We start from the raw sequence: 20753 nt of genomic DNA, 5'->3' as shown, positions 1-20753 counted from the left end.
GTGATTAGACCCCTTTCCCAGCAATGAGGCCTTGCGGCCGGAATTTGATGAAGGCGATGGCGAGCACGAAGACGAGGACGTCGGCGACGACGGGAGACATGACCCATGGCAGCGCCGCGCTGAGCGTGCCGATCACGCCGGCGCCGGCGACCGGACCGATGAAGGAGCCGACCCCGCCGACCATCACGGCGACGAAGCCCTGGATCAGGAAGCGGATGCCGAGATCGGCAAACAGGCTGAACACCGGCACGATCAGCGCGCCGGCAAGCCCGGCCAGCGCCGCGCCGAACGCAAAGGTCGCACCGTAGATCAACGGCGTCGAGATGCCCGACGCACGCGCCAGCGCCGGATTCTCCAGCGTGGCGCGGACCCGAAGCCCGAAGCTCGTGCGCGCCAGCAGCAGATAGCAGCCGCCCATCACCAAGAGCGTGATCACGATGATGGTGAAGCGCCAGGCCGAGATGTGGACGGAGCCGAGGTCGATCGAACCGCCGATCGGCTCCGGCACCGTGAGATAGAAGCCGCCGATCAGGCCGCGGACGCTTTCGCGGATGATTAGCCCGAGCGCATAGGTGCCGAGCATCGCCACGATCGGCGCGGCGTAGAACCGCCTGATGATCAGCGCCTCCAGCACGAAGCCGAGCGCGCCGACCACAAAGGGTGCGGCGACCATGCCGACCCAGACCGGCGCGCCATGAGCGTAAGCCAGATAGGTGACATAGGCCCCGAGCAGGACGAATTCGCCCTGCGCGAAGTTGAAGATGCCCATCATGCTGGCGATGATGCCGAGCCCGAGCACGACCAGCACGATGATCGCGCCGAAGCTCACGATCTCGAACACCGCGGCGAAGGTGCTAGCCATGGTGCCCGATCCGTTCGGCCTGTTTCTGCGACAAGCGGCGCCTCACATCTTCTTCCAGTCGCCGGCCTGCTCGAAGGCGTGCGCGGCACGGTAGATGGTGGATTCCTCGAACATCCGGCCGACCAGCATCAGGCCGACCGGCAGGCCGTCGACCATGCCGCAGGGCAGCGACATCGCCGGATGATGGGTGATGTCGAACGGCGCGGTGTTGGAGATCATCTCCAGCGCGCGGGCGACGTATTCCTCGCGGCTGGCATTGGCCTCGGGCAACTTCGTCGCCTTCATCGGCGTGGTCGGCATCAGCAGCAGATCGTAGTCCTTGAAGGCCTTGTCGTAAGCCGCGGCCAGCCGGCGGGAGATGTTGAGCGCCTTACCGTAGAAGCGCGGACCGAAGGTGTTGTTGATGTAAGTGCCGAGCATCATGAACAGCTTCGTGGTCTCGGACAGCGAATCCGCCTGACGGCGCCAGCCGCGGTGGAAATCCATCAGCGAGGTCGAATAGAGGTCGCCGCGGCTGAGGCCGTAGCCGTCGCCGAACATCATGGTCTGGGTCAGGCCTTCGGTACCGATCGGCGTCCAGATCGCGCCGCCGAGCATGTGCATCGGGATCGACACCGTCTCGACGCTGGCGCCGAGGTCCTTGAAGCGCTTGGCCGCCTCATGCACGCTCTCATTCACCGCGGCCTCCGCGGTCGGCTGCTCAAAACCTTCCTTGACGATGCCGATCTTCATGCCCTTGACGCCTTTGCCGAGCGCCTTGGTGTAGTCGTCGACCTTCGGCGCTTTGATCCGGGGATCATAGCCGTCGTCGCCGGCCAGCACTTCCAGCAGCAGCGCGTTGTCTTCAACGGTCGCGGTCATCGGGCCGGTGTGGTCGACGTAGATCTCGATCGGCATGATGCCGGTGTAGGGCACGAGGCCCCAGGTCGGCTTCATGCCGTAGGTGCCGCAGAACGAGGATGGCATGCGGATCGAGCCGCCCTGGTCGCCGCCGATCGCCATGTCGACCTCGCCGAGCGCAACCACGACGCCGGAGCCCGACGACGAGCCGCCGGCCGAGTACCCCATCTTGTGCGGATTGTGCACTGGCCCATAGGACCCGGTGTGGCTGCCGCCGGACAGGCAGAAATGCTCGCAGTGCGTCTTGCCGGCGATCTCGGCGCCGGCATCCAGCATGCGCGTGACGATGGTGGCGTCGAAATCGGGGATATAGCCTTCCAGCGTCGACGAGCCGTTGGTCATCGGCACGCCGGCCAGCATGATGTTGTCCTTCAGCGCCACCGTCTTGCCCTTGAGCTTGCCGGAGGCTGCGCCCTTCACCGTCGACTTGCGGTACCAGGCGTTGTGCTTGTTGTCTTCCGATGCTGGACGATGGCCAGGGGTGCGCGGATATTTCACTTCGGGCAATTCGTCCGGCATCTGGGCGACGAGGTTGTAGGCATCGACCGAGCCCTGCATCAGGCCGCGGAACGAGGCCACGTCCTCATCGGTCAGGGACAGGCCGCACTGCTCGGCGACGGCGCGAAGTTGCGTTGGCGTGGGAAGGACGACGGTCACGGCGCTCTCCTGAAGCTTTTGATCTTTGATTCCTGGATCGGATCCCTTGGACATCCTTGGGCACGAAGCAGCGGCGGCGCGTTTGCCCCGCGCGAACCGCTCACCCCGTTGTTGTATTGAAAACGGAAATATTTTCCTTTTCAAGCATTATTTCACAAAACCGCTGACTAAGGCTGCCGGGACGCGCCTTCGGACAACCGGTGCGCACAGCCCTGTCCCCGTCATTGCGAGCGAAGCGAAGCAATCCATAGCTCGGCATAACGGGACGATGGATTGCTTCGTCGCTGTCGCTCCTCGCAATGACGGTGATGCAAAGCATCACAGCCTCTCAGATCGCCTTGATCACCGTGAAGTCGAGGCCATCGGCTTCGGCGAGATACATCGGCATCCTGGCGTGGCCATTGCGCACCGTGACCGGACCGCGCGGGCCGCGATAGACGAGATTATCCGCAGCTGCGAGCAGCGGCCGCAAGTCCAGCGTGCCGGCACGGTTGGCGGCAGCCTCTAACAGGCAGAAGCCTTCATAGGCGGACTCGCCGCACGATCCGACCGGCGGCGCGAACGCCCCGAACATCGCGCGATAGCGGTCCCTGAAATCGTCACCGGGCTGCGAGCCGACCGAGGGGAAATAACCGGAGGCGCAGAACAGGTTCTCGGTCTTGTCGGCGCCGACGCCAAGCAGCGCCGTTTCGTCGAAACAGCCGGCAAAGCGCAGCGTGGTGGCGGCAAGCCCGGCATCGGCGAAGGCGCGGTTGAAGGTCACGCTGTCGGTGCCGATCAGCGAGATCAGCACGACATCGGGCTTCGCCGCACGGATCCGCTCCAGATGCGCCGCGTGATCGTCCTCGCCGACCGGCACGAACTCCTCGCCGACCACGAGGCCGCCGGTTTCCTTGATGTAGCGCTTCACCGCGCGGTGCGACTGCCAGGGCCAGACATAATCGCTGCCGATCAGGTACCAGCGCCTGGCGCGCTTCGCCTCGGCCAGCCAGTGGATCGACGGCCGGTTCTGCCAGCGCGGCGTCTCGCCGATCGCAATGACGCCCGGCGTCCGCTCGCCGCCTTCATAGACCGGCGTGTAGATGTAGGGGATCTTGCTGCGGGTGATGAGATTGCGCAGTGCAACACGCACCGCGCTGGTGTGCATCCCCATGATGAGATCGACCTCGTCGGAGGCGATCGCCTGCTCGGCGCGGTCGATCACCTCGTCGATTGGGCCGCCGGCGTCGTAGACCGAGAACTCGATCTCCCGGCCGAGGATGCCGCCACGCCGGTTGATCTCGGCAACGGCGAGCTGCGCGGTCGACGTCGCGGCCGGCCCCCACATCCCGGGCGAACCGGAGCAACAGACGAAACCGCCGATCCGCACCCGGTTGCGCGCGCCGCGCGGACCGAACCCGCCACGATCCATCGGCGCAAGCAGCCGATCCGACGCCGCCGTCGCCAGGTTCCTGAACAGCAGGGATGGCGGGAACGGGAGGTTTCTTGCCATGAGGTTGGGCGTCGAATGCACACCTGCTCCTGTCCGGCACCGGCCCGCCGCTCACGGCATCGCCCTCGCGGGCGACGGTGCCATTAGCTCCTGTTTTGGCGCGTTCTCTTCACGCGAACCGGTACCCACTTCGCTCGAGAACGCTTCTAGATCGTCTTGATCACATTGAAGTCGAGACCGTCGGCCTCGGCAAGATAGATCGGCATTTCGGCACGGCCGTCGCGAATGGTCACGGTGCCGCGGGCGCCGCTGTAGACGAGGTTGCGCGCCGCAGCGGACAACGGGCCCGTCGACAGCGAGCGGGCCCGGTTGGCCGCCGCTTCGAGAAAGCGCATCCCCTCGTAGTTGGACTGCCCGACCGAGCCGATCGGCGGCGCGTGCGCCCCGAACATCGCGCGGTAGCTGATCTGGAACTCGTCATTGGCGCGCGAATCGACGCAGCCGAAATAGCCGGAGGCGCAGAACAGGTTCTCGGTCGCGTCGGGCCCGATGCCGAGCAGCACGGTCTCGTCCATCGCGCCGGCATAGCGTAGCGTGGTGGTGGCGAGCCCTGCGTCGGCGAAGGCGCGGTTGAAGGTGATGCTGTCGGTCCCGATCAGGGTGATCAGCACGACATCGGGCTGGGCTGCGCGGATCCGCGCCAGATGCGGCTCGTGATCGTCCTCGCCGAGCGGGACGAATTCCTCGCCGACCACCTGGCCACCGGCCTCCTTGATGTAGCGCTTCACCGCGCGATGCGATTGCCAGGGCCAGACATAGTCGCTGCCGATCAGGTACCAGCGCTGCGCCTTCTTGACCTCGGTGAGCCAGTGGATCGCCGGGCGGCTTTCGGCGCGCGGCGTCTCGCCGATCGCCATCACGCCGGGCGTCCGCTCACCGCCCTCATAGACCGGCGTGTAGACATAGGGGATGCGGCCGGCCGTGACCTTGCGCAGCGCGAGGCGGACCGCCGAGATATGCGAGCCCATGATCACGTCGATCTCGTCGAAGGCGATCGCCCGCTCGGCGCGGCGCACCACCTCCTCGATCGGCCCGCCGGCGTCGTACATCGACAATTCGACCTCGCGGCCGCGGATGCCGCCGCGTCGGTTGATCTCGGCGACAGCCAGCATGACGCTGTTGGCCGAGATCGGCCCCCAGATCCCGGGCGCGCCGGAGAAGGTGATGAAATTGCCGATCCTAAGCTTGCTGTCGGTGCCGCCACGGCGCGAGGAGCCCGGCTTGACGGTCAAAGCGAGATCGGCCGCGCAGGACGACGGATTTCGAAACAGGTGCGGCGGCGCGACGGGCATGCCGCCATACGCCTGGAAGGAGACCGTCGAGAGCACGCCAACTCCTGTCTGGGAAGCAGTACGCAACGCAGCCAGCGGGCGGTCGCGGCATCCGCCCCTTGGTTGGGGGAATATCCTAGGGGAAAATATTGAATATTCAACAATTGAAGTGCATATAGAAATGGCATGAGTTGCCGGACATTCATTCACCGGGTCAGGAACCAGGTCTCACGCCGTGGCTAAACCGCCGAAAGAAAATTCCCCGATCACCGAACACCTCACCTACCTGCTCGCGCAAGCCAACCGGGAGATCAACCGGCAGTTGGAGACGCGGCTGGCCAAGGAAGGCGTGCCGGTCGAGCAGTGGCGCATCCTCAAAGTGCTGTCCGACGGCAACGGCCACTCGATGGGCGAGCTTGCCGACGCCGTGCTGCTCAACCATCCGACGCTGACCAAGATGATCGACCGGATGGTGTCGGACGCCCTCGTCTATCGCGTCCAGGATCCCAAGGATCGCCGCAAGGTGCTGATGTTCGTCTCCGACCGCGGCAAGGCACTGTGCCGCCGGCTGAACTCGCTGGCGGTGAGCCAAGAGGAGCACATCGTCGAGAGCTATGGCGACAAGTCGACCACCGAGCTCAAGCGGCTGCTGGAAAGCCTGATCGGCAGCGCCAACTGAGGCAACAGCCTCCGCTACGACGCCACCTCGTCCTGCGCCACAAGGCCGGCCGGCCGCACCGGCTTGAGGGCGGTATCAGCGACCGGATGGGCCAGCCGGTTGCCGACGATCATGATCGCGCACACCACATAGCAGCAGACGCCGAGTGCGAATGTCGTGGTGATGCCGAACTGGATCGACAGCGCCATGCCGAGCACGGAAGCAAGCATCGAGGTGATGCCGTTGGTGCTCCAGAAGAACGGCAGCAGCCCGTCGTGCCGCCGCCAGATGCCGAGGCCCAGCGGGAACATCATGCCCATGCAGAAAGCCGGCGGTGCCAGCAGCGCGACCGACGCCAGGATGCGGATGTCGGTCGGCGCGGAGCGCGCCCAAGCGGTGACGGCCGGCGTCAGCAGGCCTGCGGCCACCAGCGTTGCGCCCAGCGCGACGAGGCGAGCGATCAACATGGCCGGCCGCGACGGCGCGGCCCCCACCGTGGCGCTGCCGATACCGCCGAACAGCAGGATCGTGAACAGCACGACGCTGAGCCCGTAGACCGGGTGGCCGAGGAACACCATCAGCCGTTGCATCTGCGAAATCTCGATCAGCATGAAGCCCATGCCGATCGCGGCGAAATAGGCCACCGGCGGCACCAGTGTGGCCACCGGCATCCGCCGCATCAGGCGCGCGAAGGGAATGCCGATGTAGAAGATGCAGATGCCGAGCTGGAAGACGAGCACCCATTTGATGATGCCGAGCGCTGCGTTGTTCTGCGCCTCGAAGCCGTTCTTGAGGAACAGATCGGCAAGTCGCGCGGTATAGAAGAAGAATGGCTTGTCGTCGGTCGAGGCCGCGATGTTTACCGGCAGTGAATCAAGGAAGCCCTGGTCGGCCTTGCCCGATAGAAGGGCCGAGGTGACGTTGTCATAGGCGATATCCGGCCCGAGCAGCAGCTTGAATCCCTGTGCTTCCAGCCGGTCGCGCGCGCCCCGCCATTGCACCGCCGTGAACGCCTCGGGCCGGGTCATGACCGTGACGACGCTGCCGACATTCGCCGCAATCACATGCCGCGACAATTCGGTCATCGGCACGCCCTGATGCTGCAGCGCCTCGGCCGCGATCGCAATCAGGCGATAGAACTCGCCGCGATAGGCCGTCGGTTCGTACCAGCGCGACACCGAGAGCATGCCGCCCGGCTTCAATGCGCGGAAGAAATCGTCCCACGCCTCCACGGTGTAGAGCCGGTTCTCGGTCAGCGTCAGCCCGCCGGCTGCAGTGGCGGCCCAGGTGTCGATCAGCGAGATCTGGATCAGGTCGTAGCGATCGGGCGAGTGGTTGATGTAACTGCGCGCTTCGGCATTGACCAGCGACACGCCGGGCTGGCGATCGAGATGGCCCGAATAGTCGGCGAACTTGTCCGTCAGCACCTCGAAGATCGCGGGATTGATTTCGATGCCGTGAATGCGCTGCGCGCCGAAATAGAGGCCGGAGAGGATGTCGCGGCCGCCGCCGACGCCGACCACGGCCACGTCGTCCGGCCGTTGCTGCACCAGATAGGGCGCGTTGATGACGTCGTCCTTGAGATAGGAAACCTTGGTCAGATCGCCGGAGAAGCGGGTGATCGGCGTCGCCGCGTCGGCATCGATGTCGAGATAGAGCTGCTCGATCCTGGTGTCCGGGGTGCGCGCGAAGGACCAGCCGAACGGAATCGTGAGCCCGAGATCGGTCACGCGGACGCGCGAATAGGTGTTCCAGCGCTCGAACAACGTTCCGGTCTGCTGGGTGCCCTTGGCCCAGATCACGCCAAGATGGCTGCTGCCGGTTGCGGCCAGCGCGGTGTGAACGGCGGCGAGCGCGGCGAGACCAAGCGCGGCGTTGCGGCTCAGGCGCACATCGCTTCGGCCTTCGTCGTGACGGACCACGAACCAGCCGACGGCCGCGGCGCAGGCGCCGATCCACAGCGTTGCGCTGACCGGATCGATCACCAGCAGCACGAAGATGATGCCGAGGCATCCGACCGCGGCGCCGACCAGATCGGCAGCGTAAAGCCAGCCCCCGACATTGGGCAGCCGGGTCAGGAGAAGCGTGATGCAAATGCCGCCCTCGGCAAACGGAATGGTGAAAGCCAGCGCCACCACGGCGAGCGCAGACATGGCATATGCGTCGGGCACAACCAGCGGCGCATACAGAAAGGCACACATGACGGCGGCGCCGCTGATCGCGAACCGCGCGGCATGACGGGCAAATTCCGGCGCCACACGCTCCGGCGCATAGCGGGTGGAATCCTCATAGACCTTCATTGCGCCGCGCGTCAGCCCGAACATCGCAAGGGCGATGGCCCCGAAAGCGAAGTGGTAATGCACCATCACGCTGAAGAAGCGGGTGATGATGATCTGATAGGCCAGCGTGGCCGACGCCAGCACGAAGATCGCCGGATAGTAGCGGCCGGGCATAGTCGTCGCGGTCTGCAAGGCGCGGCCTCCTGATCGAGCCTTGATCAAAGAGACCCTTTGATGCGCGTTGGCGGCTCACCCGACGCGCCCGGCAATATTGAAGCACAGAGCACTAACAAGTGATTGATTGGACGAACCAACTCCGACTTTGGGCAGTGGCCGAACCCTCTGCGGGCTTAGCGCGGGGTTACCCGGGAACCCAAATCGCGAAAATACCGCCTCACGGGCAGACAGCCGTGCCGGGAGGCCCCAACAAAAAGTCCGGTCACTATGTCGGAGTGCCGGTCGCGGGCTCGTCCTCCGGATGCGCGAACGCTGTGCGCGCGGTTCCGGCTCATCCTCCTCATCGATCACAAGGATTCCCCGTCATGACTTCGATCACGCCGTTCCTCTGGCTCGACAACAACGTCCGCGACGCCGTCGCCTTCTACAAGTCGGTGTTCCCGAACGCCGAGATCGAGACCGTCAGCGACTTCATGGCGAGCTTCGAGCTCGAGGGGCAGCGGTTCTACGCGCTCAATGGCGGACCGCAGCACAAATTCAACGAGGCGGTGTCGTTCTTCCTCAGCGTCGAGACCCAGGAGCAGGTGGACTATTTCTGGAGCAAACTCACCGACGGCGGCCAGGAATCGCGCTGCGGCTGGCTCAAGGACCGCTTCGGCCTGTCCTGGCAGGTGATCCCGACGGCGCTGAGCCGCTATCTCGGCGATCCCGACCGCAAGGCAGCCGACCGCGCGATGCAGGCGATGCTGAAGATGCAGAAGATCATCATCGCCGACCTCGACAAGGCCTTCGCCGGCTGACGGCGATGTAGCCTCGACGGCGGGCGCATCGCCCGCCGCGTCACGGCCTTGATATCAACAACGGAGCAGTCCGGGGTTTTCTTCGTCATCCTGACGAGCTCCATCAGGGTTTCGATGCCGAAGTCGATGCACGCGACGACGCCGTCTCCGCCGACGCCGTAGACGCAAGATTGCAACCATCATCCATTCACAGTACCTCCGAAGGTCAGCAAGCACCTCGGCATTCTCCCACTCGCCCATTAGATGAAGAACAAGTAGGATCGGCGCCGTCCACTCCGACACCGAGGTGCACCCATGCGGTCGCTACATCTCGCGGTGCTTTTGGGCTGTCTGGCATCCCCCTATAGCGGGACAGCCACCGCACAGATTTCGGACGATGTCGTACGGATCGGGATATTGAACGATCAGTCTGGTGTGTACGCTGATTTTGGCGGGCCGGGCTCGGTCATCGCCGCACGCATGGCGGTGGAGGATTTCGGCGGCAAAGTGCTGAACAAGCCCATCAATCTCGTGGTTGGCGACCATCAAAGCAAAGCCGACATCGGCGCCACAATTGCGCGTCACTGGTTCGACGTCGATAACGTCGACATGGCGGTCGGATTCGACAACTCATCCGTCGCGCTCGCAGTCGAACAAGTCGCACTCCAGAAGAATCGCATCGCCATCGCCGGGGCCGTCGGAACGACTGCGTTCACGGGAAAGAACTGCACTCCAAACGAGGCCTCGTGGCTCCAAGATTCATATGCACTAACCAACACACTTGCTCGATCAATGGTCCGCAGCGGCGGGGACACCTGGTTCTTCATCACCGCAGATTACGCTTTTGGCTATTCGATGGAGGCCGATGCGAGCAGCGCCGTTCTGGCCAGTGGCGGCAAGGTGCTGGGAAGCGTGCGCCACCCAATCAACAGCGCGGATTTCAGTTCTTACCTGCTGCAGGCGCAGGCCTCGGGCGCGAAGGTCGTTGCGCTGGCAAATGCCGGCGGAGACATGATCAACGCCACCAAGCAGGCAGCCGAGTTTGGACTGTCACGCGGTGGTCAGACGCTCGTCTCGCTTCTTGCTTTCATAACCGACATTAACAGTCTCGGACTTCGAGCGGCGCAAGGCTTGCGATTTGTCACAGGGTTTTACTGGGATCGCAACGACGAAACGCGCGCCTGGTCCAAGCGCTTTTTCGAACGGCATGGACGTATGCCGACCTCAGCGCAGGCGTCGGTTTATTCAGCAGTCCGTCACTATCTTCGCGCAATCGAGGCCGCCGGCACCGATGAGCCGAAAACGGTGATGGCCAAAATGCGCGAGATTCCAGTCAACGATTTTTACACGAAAGCCGGCAAGCTCAGGGAAGACGGAAGGCTCCTGCACGACATGTATTTCGTGCAGGTAAAGACACCCGATGAATCGAGTGGCCCTTGGGACTACTACAAGATCATTGCGACGATCCCAGGCGATCAGGCGTTTCGCCCGGCGGGCGAGGATGGATGTCCTCTCGTCAAGCGATGATGGCCGAACTCACCGGTTAAATGGCGTTACGCGTACCGCCCGTGGCAGTGCTTGTACTTCTTGCCTGACCCGCAGGGGCAGTCCTCGTTACGGCCGACCTTGCCCCAGCTTGCCGGGTCATTCGGATTGCGGTCGGCGGCGGGCATGCCCGGCGCCAGCGAGGCCTGGGCGTAGGTGGCCTCGGTCAGGCGGGCCTGGGCGAACTCGTCCTCGCCGGTGTGGGGATCGAGCTTGTGCGCTTCCATCGGCGGCAGCGGCATCGCAGGCTCATCCGGCGGCACGATCTCGACCCGCATCAGTTGCGCGGTGACGGCCTCGCGCAGATGCGCGCTCATCTCCTGGAAGAGATTGAAGGCTTCGGTCTTGTACTCCTGCAACGGATCGCGCTGGCCGTAGCCGCGCAGGCCGATCACCTGGCGCAGATGATCGAGCATGATCAGGTGCTCGCGCCAGAGATGGTCGAGCGTCTGCAACAGGATGGTCTTCTCGACGTAACGCATCACGTCGGGGCCCCACTGCGCGACCTTCGCCGCCATGCGCTCGTCGACATGATTCTCGATGCGGTTGAGCAGCTCCTCGTCGGCGATGCCCTCTTCCTTGGCCCATTCGTCGACCGGCAAATCGACGTCGAGCACGCGCTTCAGCTCTTCCTTGAGGCCCGCGGTGTCCCACTGCTCGGCATAGGCGTGCTCGGGGATGTGCTTGGTGACCACGTCCTCGACGAAGGCATGACGCATGTCGGTCACGGTCTCGACGACGCTGTCGTCCTTCATCAGGTCGATGCGCTGGTCGAAGATCACCTTGCGCTGGTCGTTCTGGACGTTGTCGAACTTCAAGAGGTTCTTGCGGATGTCGAAGTTGCGCGCCTCGACCTTCTGCTGCGCCTTCTCGAGCGCCTTGTTGATCCAGGGATGGATGATGGCTTCGCCTTCCTGCAAGCCGAGCCGCTGCAGCATGCTGTCGAGCCGGTCGGAGCCGAAGATGCGCATCAGATCGTCTTCCAGCGACAGGAAGAATTTCGAGCGGCCGGGGTCGCCCTGACGGCCGGAACGGCCGCGCAGCTGGTTGTCGATGCGGCGGGATTCGTGGCGCTCGGAGCCGATGATGTAGAGGCCGCCCGGCTTCTTCACCGTCTTGGCGGGCTTGTTGCCCTTGGCGGGCTCGACCTCGAAATCCTCTTCCGCCTTCAGCACCAGTTCGCGGAAGCGTTCGATGTCGGCCTTGATCAGCTCGATCTTCTTCGCCTTCTCGGCTTCGTCGGTGATCGCGGCGGTCTCCTGCTGGATCCGCATCTCGAGCGAGCCGCCGAGCTTGATGTCGGTACCGCGGCCGGCCATGTTGGTCGCGATCGTGATCGCGCCCGGCACGCCGGCTTCCGCGACGATATAGGCTTCCTGCTCGTGGAAGCGCGCGTTCAGCACCGCGAACAGTTTTGCCGGCTTGCCCGCGCGGGCCGCCGCATAAAGCTTGTCCATGCCGGACTCGGAGCCGAAATCGATCTGCTTGTAGCCGTGCTTCTTGAGGTACTCGGCCAGCACTTCCGACTTCTCGATCGACGCCGTGCCGACCAGCACCGGCTGCAGCCGCTTGTTGGCGCGCTCGATCTCGGCAAGGATCGCGGCGTACTTCTCGTTCTGGGTGCGGTAGACCTCGTCGTCTTCGTCGAGGCGCGCCACCGGCAGGTTGGTCGGGATCTCCACGACCTCGAGCTTGTAGATGTCGAACAGTTCGTCGGCTTCGGTCAGCGCCGTGCCGGTCATGCCGGACAGCTTCTGGTACATCCGGAAATAGTTCTGGAAGGTGATCGAGGCCAGCGTCTGGTTCTCGGGCTGGACCGTGACGTGCTCCTTGGCTTCCAGCGCCTGGTGCAGGCCTTCCGAATAGCGCCGGCCCTGCATCATGCGTCCGGTGAACTCGTCGATGATGATGACCTCGTCGTCGCGGACGATGTAGTCCTTGTCGCGCGTGAACAGCGTGTGCGCGCGCAGCGCCTGGTTGACGTGATGCACGACGGAGACGTTCTCGACGTCGTACAGCGACTCGCCCTTGAGCTGGCCGGCGTCGCGCAGCAGGTTCTCGAGCTTCTCCATGCCGCCTTCGGTCAGCGTCACCGTGCGCTGCTTCTCGTCGACCTCGAAGTCGTCCTTCTTGGCGAGCTTCGGCATGAAGGTGTCGATGGTGTTGTAGAAATCCGAACGGTCGTCGAGCGGGCCGGAGATGATCAGCGGCGTGCGCGCTTCGTCGATCAGGATCGAGTCCACTTCGTCGACGATCGCGTAGAAATGCTCGCGCTGGACCATGTCCTCCAGGCGGTACTTCATGTTGTCGCGCAGATAGTCGAAGCCGTATTCGTTGTTGGTGCCGTAGGTGATGTCGCAGGCATAGGCGGCCTTGCGCTCGGCGTCGTCGAGGCCGTGCACGATCACGCCGGTGGTCAGCCCCAGGAACGAATAGATCTGGCCCATCCAGCCGGAGTCGCGGCGGGCGAGGTAGTCGTTGACGGTGACGACATGGACGCCCTTGCCGGCGAGCGCGTTGAGGTAGACCGCGAGCGTCGCAACCAGCGTCTTGCCTTCGCCGGTCTTCATCTCGGCGATGTCGCCCTCGTGCAGCACCATGCCGCCGATCAGCTGGACGTCGAAATGACGCTGGCCGAGCGTCCGCTTGGCCGCCTCGCGCACCGTGGCGAAGGCCGGAACCAGCAGGTCGTCGAGCGTCTTGCCGGCGGCGAGCTGCTGCTTGAACTCGGCGGTGCGGGCCTTGAGCTCGTCGTCCGTCAGTTTGACGAGCTCGCCCTCCAGGGCGTTGATGGCGCTGACGCGGGACTGATACCCCTTGACCCGGCGGTCGTTGGAGGAGCCGAAAAACTTGCGGGCGAGCGCGCCGATCATGCGAAATTCCTGTTCTTCGGTCTCGAGTTCGGTCTTGGTTCGGTTTTGAATTTCAGTCTTGAATTTCAGTCTTGGAATACAGCCTGAGATGGTCCGCCGGATTGCCTATCAACTCACCGTGACGCGCTACGGTTCGAGCCCCGACCCGGAGCTCCTCCGCCAATTGAGTGGGAAACAGGCCATCCTGGGTTCAACGGCGAAAAACGCAGCAAAATAAGCGCTCTCACCACTGACACGGTCGGCCAGAGATATGGCCCGGTCGGGGGGTTGTCAACGCCGCCAAGATGTCAAGGAATTCATCATTTTGACAAGACTTTCGCGTTGCCAATGTAACACGATTGGGCGAGTGTCCGCCCCGCTCGAGCTCCCCCCCTTTGAGACAAGGATTTTGCATGACCACCTCGCCTCCGGAAACCAAAACCGGCCTGCGCCTCGGCCTCGCCACCCTGGCCGCCACGGGCTGTCTTGTCGCAGTGCTGGCTGCCGGCCTCCCGGTCCGCGCCGCGGAATCCGACCCGGTGCTGGCGAAGGTGAACGGTTCCGAGATCCATGCCAGCGACGTGGCGCTCGCCGAGGAGGAACTCGGCCCTAGCCTGCAGCAGATGGACCCCTCGACCCGCAAGGACAATGTGCTGTCCTTCCTGATCGACATGAAGATCGTGTCCAAGGCCGCCGAGGACAAGAAGATCGAGAACAATGACGACTTCAAGAAGCGGCTCGCCTTCACCCGCAACCGCCTGTTGATGGACAGCCTGCTTGCCAGCGAGGGCAAGGCCGCGACCACCGACGACGCCATGAAGAAGGTCTATGAAGAGGCCTCCAAGCAGATCACCGGCGAGCAGGAGGTGCGCGCCCGCCACATCCTGGTCGAGACCGAGGATGAGGCGAAGGCGATCAAGGCCGAGCTCGACAAGGGCGCGGACTTCGCCGAACTCGCCAAGAAGAAGTCCAAGGATCCCGGCGCCTCCGACGGCGGCGACCTCGGCTTCTTCACCAAGGAGCAGATGGTGCCGGAATTCTCCGCGGTCGCCTTCACGCTCGAGCCGGGCAAGATCTCCGATCCGGTCAAGTCGCAGTTCGGCTGGCACATCATCAAGGTCGAGGAAAAGCGCAACCGCAAGGCGCCCGACTTCGAGCAGGTGAAGGCCCAGATCGAGACCTACGTGACCCGCAAGGCCCAGGCCGACTATGTCGCCAAGCTGCGCGAGGCCGCCAAGGTCGAGCGCCTGGACAAGCCGGCCGAGACGGCCAAGGACGCGACCGCGCCGGCCGATGCCGCCAAGGACGCGCCGAAGCCCGCCGACAACAAGATGGCGCCGGCGAAGAAGTAAGCTTCGAAGCGAAAGCAGTTGCGATGGCCGGGCATGTCCCGGCCATTTGCTTTTTGGGCACCGCCACGGCCACACCTGTAACCGTCGTCCCTGCGAAAGCAGGGACCCATACGCCGCGGCCGGTGTTGTGAACGGGCCTCGTCGTTCCGGAGCCGCGCAACAATCGGCTTCTGTGGTTATGGGTCCCTGCTTTCGCAGGGACGACAACGAGGATGTTGCCCCGCTCATGACTCCGTCCGTCCTGCAATCAATCGACCGGGCTACAGGCTTCTTGAACAATTGATGACAGCACGTTCGCACCTCGAGCCCTCTCCCGCTTCAGCCGGCGAGATGTTATGCAGCGCTTCCCTCCCCGTAGCCGGAAGCCTCCCATGTCCACCGCCGTCTCCCCCCTCGCCCCGCCCGACGTTCCCGAGATGCCCGTGATCGCGGGTGTGCGGCTTGCGACCGCTGCCGCCGGCATCCGCTACAAGGGCCGCACCGACGTGCTGCTCGCGCTGCTGGACAAGGGCACCACGGTGGCCGGTGTCTTCACCAAGTCGAAATGCCCGTCGGCGCCGGTCGAATGGTGCCGCGCCAAGCTGAAGGGCGGGGCCGCGCGCGCGCTGGTGGTCAATTCCGGCAACGCCAATGCCTTCACCGGCAAAACCGGCAAGTCGTCCACCGCGCTGACCGCGCAGATCGCGGCGAAGGCGGTCGGCTGCTCGACGTCGGACGTATTCCTTGCCTCCACCGGCGTGATCGGCGAGCCGCTCGACGCCACCAAGTTCGACGGCGTGCTGGCGCAGCTCGCGGAGACCGCGACCCCCGATCAGTGGATGGACGCGGCCAAGGCGATCATGACCACCGATACCTTCCCGAAGGTCGCCACCGCGACCGTGAAGCTCGGCAAGGCCAAGGTGACGATCAACGGCATGGCCAAGGGCGCCGGCATGATCATGCCCGACATGGCGACCATGCTGTCCTTCGTCTTCACCGACGCGCCGCTGTCGGCTGGCGTGCTGCAATCGCTGCTCAAGGCCGGCGTCGAGGACACTTTCAATGCGCTGACCATCGACGGCGACACCTCGACCTCGGACACGCTGCTGGCGTTTGCGACCGGTGCTGCGGCCGCCAATGGCGCGCCGAAGATTTCGCGCGCCAGCGACCCGCGGCTGAAGGCCTTCACCAAGGCATTCCAGCAGATCCTCGCCAATCTGTCCGAGCAGGTGGCGCGCGACGGCGAGGGCGCCCGCAAGCTGGTCGAGGTCGTGGTCGAGGGCGCGACGACGAAGCCGTCGGCGCGCAAGATCGCGATGTCGATCGCCAATTCGCCGCTGGTGAAGACCGCGATCGCCGGTGAGGACGCCAATTGGGGCCGCGTGGTGATGGCGGTCGGCAAGGCCGGCGAACCCGCCAACCGCGACAAGCTCTCGATCTCCTTCAACGGCATCCGCGTTGCCAAGAGCGGCGCGCGCGATCCGTCCTACAATGAGAAAGAGGTGTCGGAGGCGATGAAGGCGCCGAAGATCCAGATCAAGGTCGCGCTCGGCCTCGGCAAGGCGAAGGACCGCGTGCTGACCTGCGACCTCACCAAGGAATATGTCGCGATCAACGGCGATTACAGGTCGTAATCGCTTTCCCCAATCGCCTCCGTCATTGCGAGGAGCGAAGCGACGAAGCAATCCATCCGTCAGAGCATGCGGACAGATGGATTGCTTCGCTACGCTCGCAATGACGGTGATTCCCCTCATCCTGAGGAGCCGCGAAGCGGCGTCTCGAAGGATGCACGGCCCCGATGTCGCCATGAGGTAAAAGCCGGGCCGTCGACCCTTCGAGACGGCCGCTGCGCGGCCTCCTCAGGGTGACGGAGAGAGCGTGAGCCTTCGCTAGCTCGAGATCCGCGCGTCGGCGACGGCCTTCTTGAACAGCGCGTTCATCGCGTCCGCGATGCCTTGGGTCGGGCTGACCTCGAAATAGAAGCCCGGCGACGCACAGGCCTGCATGTTCTGCGCGATCTGGCTGTTCGGCGATGGGCCGAACGGACCCTGATTGAACGGATCGATCCAGTTCATGTACCAGTTATTGGTCGGCAGCTGCAGATATGTGGTGTAGAGCACCGCGATCTTGATGTTGCGCTTCTTGATCGCATCGCAGAGCGCCGGATTGATCGGCGACTGGCAGCGATTGCTGCCGGTGATCGGCTTCAGGCAGCTTGTATTCGGCTCGTCGGCGACCCCGTCGGATACGAAGAACAGATATTTGAGCGGCGCCGACGAGGTGCCTGCGCCCGGGTTTGCGATCGCATTGTTGATCTGGGGGAAGATCGCGGTGAACTGGCTGTCCTTGTCCGCGGTGTAGGAATCGTTGTTGCCGTAGACGCCCATCAGATCGATGTTGCCGGCCGCCGACTTTGCACTCGACAGGCTCGACGACAGCGAAAACAGGCTTCGCAAGCCGTAGGTCGCCGAGGACGCGCCGAAGTCGTAGATCGCCATGCGGAACTGGCTCGAATAGGTCTGGGTCGCCGCCGCGGTATCCATCAATTGCTGGGTCGCGCTGCGCAGCACGTCGATCCGCGTCGTGACGCCAAGCGATTTCGCCAGATTGTAGTAGTTGTTGGGGTCGTTGTAGTCGTGGCAAGCGAAGGCGCATTGGTCGTTCGGCTTGAAGCTGTTGCCGGTGGTGGCCGTGACCAGCTTGGCGACGTCCGTCGGCGTCGCGCCGACCCCCATCGACGGCGAATTGTCGAGCAGCAGATAGAAATCGACATAGAGCGGCATATTCGCGGTCGAGGTCGAGGTGCCCGACACCGACACTTTGCTCCGCCCCAACACGCCGAGGAACATGGTCGGGACATCGGCGGTGAATTGGACCGTCGAGGTGATGGTGCTGCCGCTCTTGGTCATGGTCGGCGTCACGTTGGTCAGCGTGAAGCCGTTCTGGTTGAAGATGTTGCCGTTGAAGATCTTCTTCGCGTCGGCCTCGCCGGCCGAAATCTCGCCGTCCGAAGTCATGGCGCCGGCCGCGATGAAGCCGGGCGATGCCTTCGCGACCGACCCGACGCTCGCCGCGTCGGCGGCGGAGATCAGCTTGCTGCGGATCTGGTTGGCGCGGGAATAGTCGACCGCGCATCCGACCGCGACGAGGATCGGCAGCAGGGCCAGGCCAAAGATCATCGCGATGTTGCCGGAGCGATCGCGGCGGAAACGGCTGACGGTCCGGAGCAAGGTGCGCATGGGTTATATCGGCAGAGAAATTGATGGGCTGATAAATCAGGACCTTCACCCTGCCTGCCGCGAATTAAGGCCCGCTTATCGCGAATGCAGAAAAAGCGCACCGGCACAAATCGTTTGGCCGACGGCGCGTTGCTGGTTAATGAAAGCTTGCAAGACAACAAGGAACATTCGAGCCGCATGGCTGACATCAAGCTGACCCTCGTCGTCGCCTGCGCGCTGGTCGACGCCGACAAGCGCGTGCTGCTGGCGCAGCGTCCCGAAGGCAAGGCACTGGCGGGCCTGTGGGAATTCCCCGGCGGCAAGATCGAGCCCGGCGAGCGGCCGGAACAGACCCTGATCCGCGAGCTGCACGAGGAGATCGGAATCACCGTGAGCGAGCCGTGCCTCGCGCCGCTGACCTTCGCCAGCCATGCCTACGAGACCTTCCATTTGCTGATGCCGCTCTACATCTGCCGGCGCTGGGAGGGCCTAGCGGTGGCGCGCGAGGGCCAGAACCTCGCCTGGGTCCGCGCCAGCAAGCTGCGCGACTACCCGATGCCGCCGGCGGATATTCCGCTGCTGCCGCATCTGATCGATCTGCTGCTGTGATCTTCTTGGCCTCTCCCGCCTGCGGGGGAAGCGCGGCTACCCAAAATATCGAAAACAACCCCACGCACAGTAGCCGGTGGCGGCCGGCCGGCGTTCGGCACGACGGCTTGACACGTCGGGCAACTCAGGGGCACAATTCCATTATTCCGAAATTGTGATGTGAGTCTGTGGCTCCCTCCAACCCGTCGTCCCTGCGAAAGCAGGGACCCATACGCCGCGGCGGACCTTGTTGAAGGGACTCGTCGTTCCAGCATCGCCCAACAATTGGCATTTGTGGTTATGGGTCCCTGCTCCCGTGCGCAATTGCGCACTAGGCAGGGACGACGCTGAGGTTGGTTCTCGGTTCCGGGCGTCACGCTCACCTCACGCTTCAGCGCTTCACCTGCTTCACCGCAGCTTCCAGACTCGCCTTGGCCGAGCCGGGCCGCAACGGCTTCGGCTGGCTCTCATGCGGCGCCCAGCCGGAGAGCCAGACGATGTCGAAGGTGGCGCGGATGCGGCCGTCGGGGTCGGCGAAACGTTCGGCATAAATCTGCGCCATGCGCAGCATGGTGGCGCGGCGGGTCGGGATGTGACGGCGCTCGCGCAGCACATTGGTCGCGCCCATCCGCCTGAGGTCGGCCATCAGTGCGAACGCGCTGGCGTAGCGCACCACGACGCGGTCGACATCGGTGACCGGCAGCGCGAAGCCCGCCCGCTGCAACAGCGCGCCGATGTCCCGCAGGTCAGCGAACGGCGCCACCCGCGGCGACACCCCACCCTCGCACTCCGCCTCCGCCGCGGCAAAGCTCTGCCTGAGCTCGGTCAGCGTATCGCCGCCGAGCATCGCGGCGAGCAGCAGCCCGTCGCCCTTCAACGCCCGGCGAAGCTGCGCCAGCACGCCCGGCAGATCATTGACGAACTGGAAGGCGAGCGCAGAGACCGCGAGGTCGAGCGACTCGGGCGGCAGGCCGAGCGCTTCCGTCTCAACGAAACCGATCGTGTTGACCGATCCGACCCGCCCACGCAGGGCGTCGGCAAGCCCGTCACCCGGCGTCCAGACGTCGGCCGCGGAAGAAAAGCTGCGCGACACCGCCAGCAAGCGGTCCGCCATGTCCTCGGTGGCCCGCTCGAGCAGGAACGTCGCCGCCCCCGCGGCCTGCGCGCGCGCCAGCCGCGCGCCGAGCAATGCGCGATCGAACAGGATGGGGGCGGTCGCCGGGGTCGTTGCCATGCCGGCTGGTTACGCCGGACCGCCGCCGCAGGCAATGCGCCTTGAGCCCGCGTTGCTCAAACGCTAGCCTCATCAGCCATGGACGCCGAGGCATCACCGACACGCTCCATTTCCGGTCACATCCAGCGCGCGCTCGGCGTGGTCGGCGGCGCTTGGCTGCATACCGCGCGGCTTATGCTCGACATCGCGCTGCCGACGCTGTGCGTGTCGTGCCGTGAGCCGGTTCATGGCGAGGGCGTCTGCGCGGCCTGCTGGGCCAAATTGTCGTTCATCGCGCCGCCGTTCTGCCCCCGGCTCGGGATTCCCTTTGTCTACGATCCCGGTCCCGAGCTGCTGTCGATGGAGGCGATCGCCAATCCACCATCCTACCAGCGCGCCCGCGCCGCGGTGCGCTATGACGACGTCGCACGCACCCTGGTGCACGCATTGAAATACCAGGATCGCACCGATCTGGCGCCGACAATGGGCCGCTGGATGGCGCGCGCCGGGAAGGAATTGCTACAAGGCGCCGACATGCTGGTGCCGGTTCCGCTGCATTGGCGACGCGGCTGGAGCCGGCGCTACAATCAGTCCGGCGCGCTCGCCAAGGTGATCGCGCGCCAGAGCGGCGTCAAAATGGTGTCCGAGGCGCTGCGGCGCACCCGTGCCACCGAGCAGCAGATCGGGCTGTCGCGCAAGGACCGCGCCAGCAATGTGCAGGGCGCATTCGGGGTCGCCGATGAACGCAAGGCTGACATCCAGGGCCGCCGCGTGGTCCTGGTCGACGACGTCCTGACCTCGGGCGCTACGGTGGATGCCTGCGCGCGGGCGCTGTTGCGCGCCAAAGCCGCACAGGTCGACGTGCTGGTGTTTGCCCGGGTTGTCGATACCCACCGTGCTCCCATATAATCTGTAACTTCTGGTTCAACCG

The 20753-nt window shown here is 64.4% G+C and carries 15 protein-coding genes; 7 read left to right on the top strand and 8 right to left on the bottom strand.

Annotated features, from left to right (window positions below; all coding sequences use genetic code 11):
- Window positions 1–4: 4 nt before the first annotated feature.
- The 4 genes from ACOIX3_RS02005 to ACOIX3_RS01990 all read right to left on the bottom strand — a co-directional run bounded on the left by ACOIX3_RS02005 (window position 5) and on the right by ACOIX3_RS01990 (window position 5239).
- A complete protein-coding gene (locus ACOIX3_RS02005) occupies window positions 5–862 on the bottom strand; it encodes a branched-chain amino acid ABC transporter permease (RefSeq protein WP_092120142.1) in 858 nt (285 codons plus the stop codon).
- Between the two features lie 42 nt (window positions 863–904).
- The gene (locus tag ACOIX3_RS02000; RefSeq protein ID WP_420968167.1) at window positions 905–2419 is read right to left on the bottom strand and encodes an amidase; all 1515 of its coding nucleotides are present in this window, start codon (window positions 2417–2419) and stop codon (window positions 905–907) included.
- Between the two features lie 328 nt (window positions 2420–2747).
- The gene (locus ACOIX3_RS01995; RefSeq protein WP_420968166.1) at window positions 2748–3911 is read right to left on the bottom strand and encodes a substrate-binding domain-containing protein; all 1164 of its coding nucleotides are present in this window, start codon (window positions 3909–3911) and stop codon (window positions 2748–2750) included.
- A gap of 146 nt (window positions 3912–4057) precedes the next feature.
- Window positions 4058–5239, bottom strand: coding sequence for a substrate-binding domain-containing protein (locus ACOIX3_RS01990; protein WP_420968165.1), 1182 nt, complete (start codon window positions 5237–5239; stop codon window positions 4058–4060).
- A 178-nt stretch (window positions 5240–5417) separates the two neighbouring features.
- Between ACOIX3_RS01990 and ACOIX3_RS01985 the strand changes: the two genes are divergently transcribed.
- Window positions 5418–5861, top strand: coding sequence for a MarR family winged helix-turn-helix transcriptional regulator (locus ACOIX3_RS01985; RefSeq protein WP_038387042.1), 444 nt, complete (start codon window positions 5418–5420; stop codon window positions 5859–5861).
- A 14-nt stretch (window positions 5862–5875) separates the two neighbouring features.
- Here ACOIX3_RS01985 and ACOIX3_RS01980 read toward each other — a convergent pair whose 3' ends face one another.
- Window positions 5876–8311, bottom strand: coding sequence for a hypothetical protein (locus tag ACOIX3_RS01980; protein ID WP_420968164.1), 2436 nt, complete (start codon window positions 8309–8311; stop codon window positions 5876–5878).
- Between the two features lie 350 nt (window positions 8312–8661).
- On the opposite strand from ACOIX3_RS01980, the gene ACOIX3_RS01975 reads away from it, so the two are divergent.
- Complete coding sequence (locus ACOIX3_RS01975; RefSeq protein WP_223972093.1) at window positions 8662–9096, top strand: VOC family protein; 435 nt, start codon at window positions 8662–8664, stop codon at window positions 9094–9096.
- 294 nt (window positions 9097–9390) lie between these two features.
- Window positions 9391–10602, top strand: a complete 1212-nt coding sequence (locus ACOIX3_RS01970; RefSeq protein WP_420968163.1) for an ABC transporter substrate-binding protein — start codon at window positions 9391–9393, stop codon at window positions 10600–10602.
- A 26-nt stretch (window positions 10603–10628) separates the two neighbouring features.
- On the opposite strand, the gene secA is transcribed toward ACOIX3_RS01970, so the two are convergent.
- Complete coding sequence (gene secA, locus ACOIX3_RS01965) at window positions 10629–13493, bottom strand: preprotein translocase subunit SecA (protein ID WP_420968162.1); 2865 nt, start codon at window positions 13491–13493, stop codon at window positions 10629–10631.
- A 392-nt stretch (window positions 13494–13885) separates the two neighbouring features.
- Here secA and ACOIX3_RS01960 point away from each other — a divergent pair, with 392 nt between their 5' ends.
- Together ACOIX3_RS01960 and argJ are read left to right on the top strand one after the other, a co-directional pair.
- Window positions 13886–14824 carry a peptidylprolyl isomerase gene (locus tag ACOIX3_RS01960; protein ID WP_212311945.1) on the top strand — a complete coding sequence of 313 codons (939 nt, stop codon included), beginning with the start codon at window positions 13886–13888 and terminating at the stop codon, window positions 14822–14824.
- Between the two features lie 371 nt (window positions 14825–15195).
- Entirely contained in the window at window positions 15196–16437 is a 1242-nt protein-coding gene (gene argJ, locus ACOIX3_RS01955) for a bifunctional glutamate N-acetyltransferase/amino-acid acetyltransferase ArgJ (protein WP_420968161.1), read from the top strand.
- A gap of 255 nt (window positions 16438–16692) precedes the next feature.
- Here argJ and ACOIX3_RS01950 read toward each other — a convergent pair whose 3' ends face one another.
- Window positions 16693–18042 carry a TadE/TadG family type IV pilus assembly protein gene (locus ACOIX3_RS01950; protein ID WP_420968160.1) on the bottom strand — a complete coding sequence of 450 codons (1350 nt, stop codon included), beginning with the start codon at window positions 18040–18042 and terminating at the stop codon, window positions 16693–16695.
- Between the two features lie 177 nt (window positions 18043–18219).
- Here ACOIX3_RS01950 and ACOIX3_RS01945 point away from each other — a divergent pair, with 177 nt between their 5' ends.
- Window positions 18220–18630, top strand: a complete 411-nt coding sequence (locus ACOIX3_RS01945; protein ID WP_420968159.1) for a (deoxy)nucleoside triphosphate pyrophosphohydrolase — start codon at window positions 18220–18222, stop codon at window positions 18628–18630.
- Between the two features lie 370 nt (window positions 18631–19000).
- Here the strand turns inward: ACOIX3_RS01945 and ACOIX3_RS01940 are convergent, their stop codons facing one another.
- Window positions 19001–19843, bottom strand: a complete 843-nt coding sequence (locus ACOIX3_RS01940; RefSeq protein ID WP_420968158.1) for a methyltransferase domain-containing protein — start codon at window positions 19841–19843, stop codon at window positions 19001–19003.
- A 78-nt stretch (window positions 19844–19921) separates the two neighbouring features.
- Here ACOIX3_RS01940 and ACOIX3_RS01935 point away from each other — a divergent pair, with 78 nt between their 5' ends.
- Entirely contained in the window at window positions 19922–20731 is an 810-nt protein-coding gene (locus tag ACOIX3_RS01935; protein WP_420968156.1) for a ComF family protein, read from the top strand.
- Window positions 20732–20753: the final 22 nt, after the last annotated feature.

This window comes from Bradyrhizobium sp. B120 (assembly GCF_049075665.1).
GTDB lineage: Bacteria > Pseudomonadota > Alphaproteobacteria > Rhizobiales > Xanthobacteraceae > Bradyrhizobium.
This window is presented reverse-complemented; position numbering and strand designations above follow the sequence as displayed.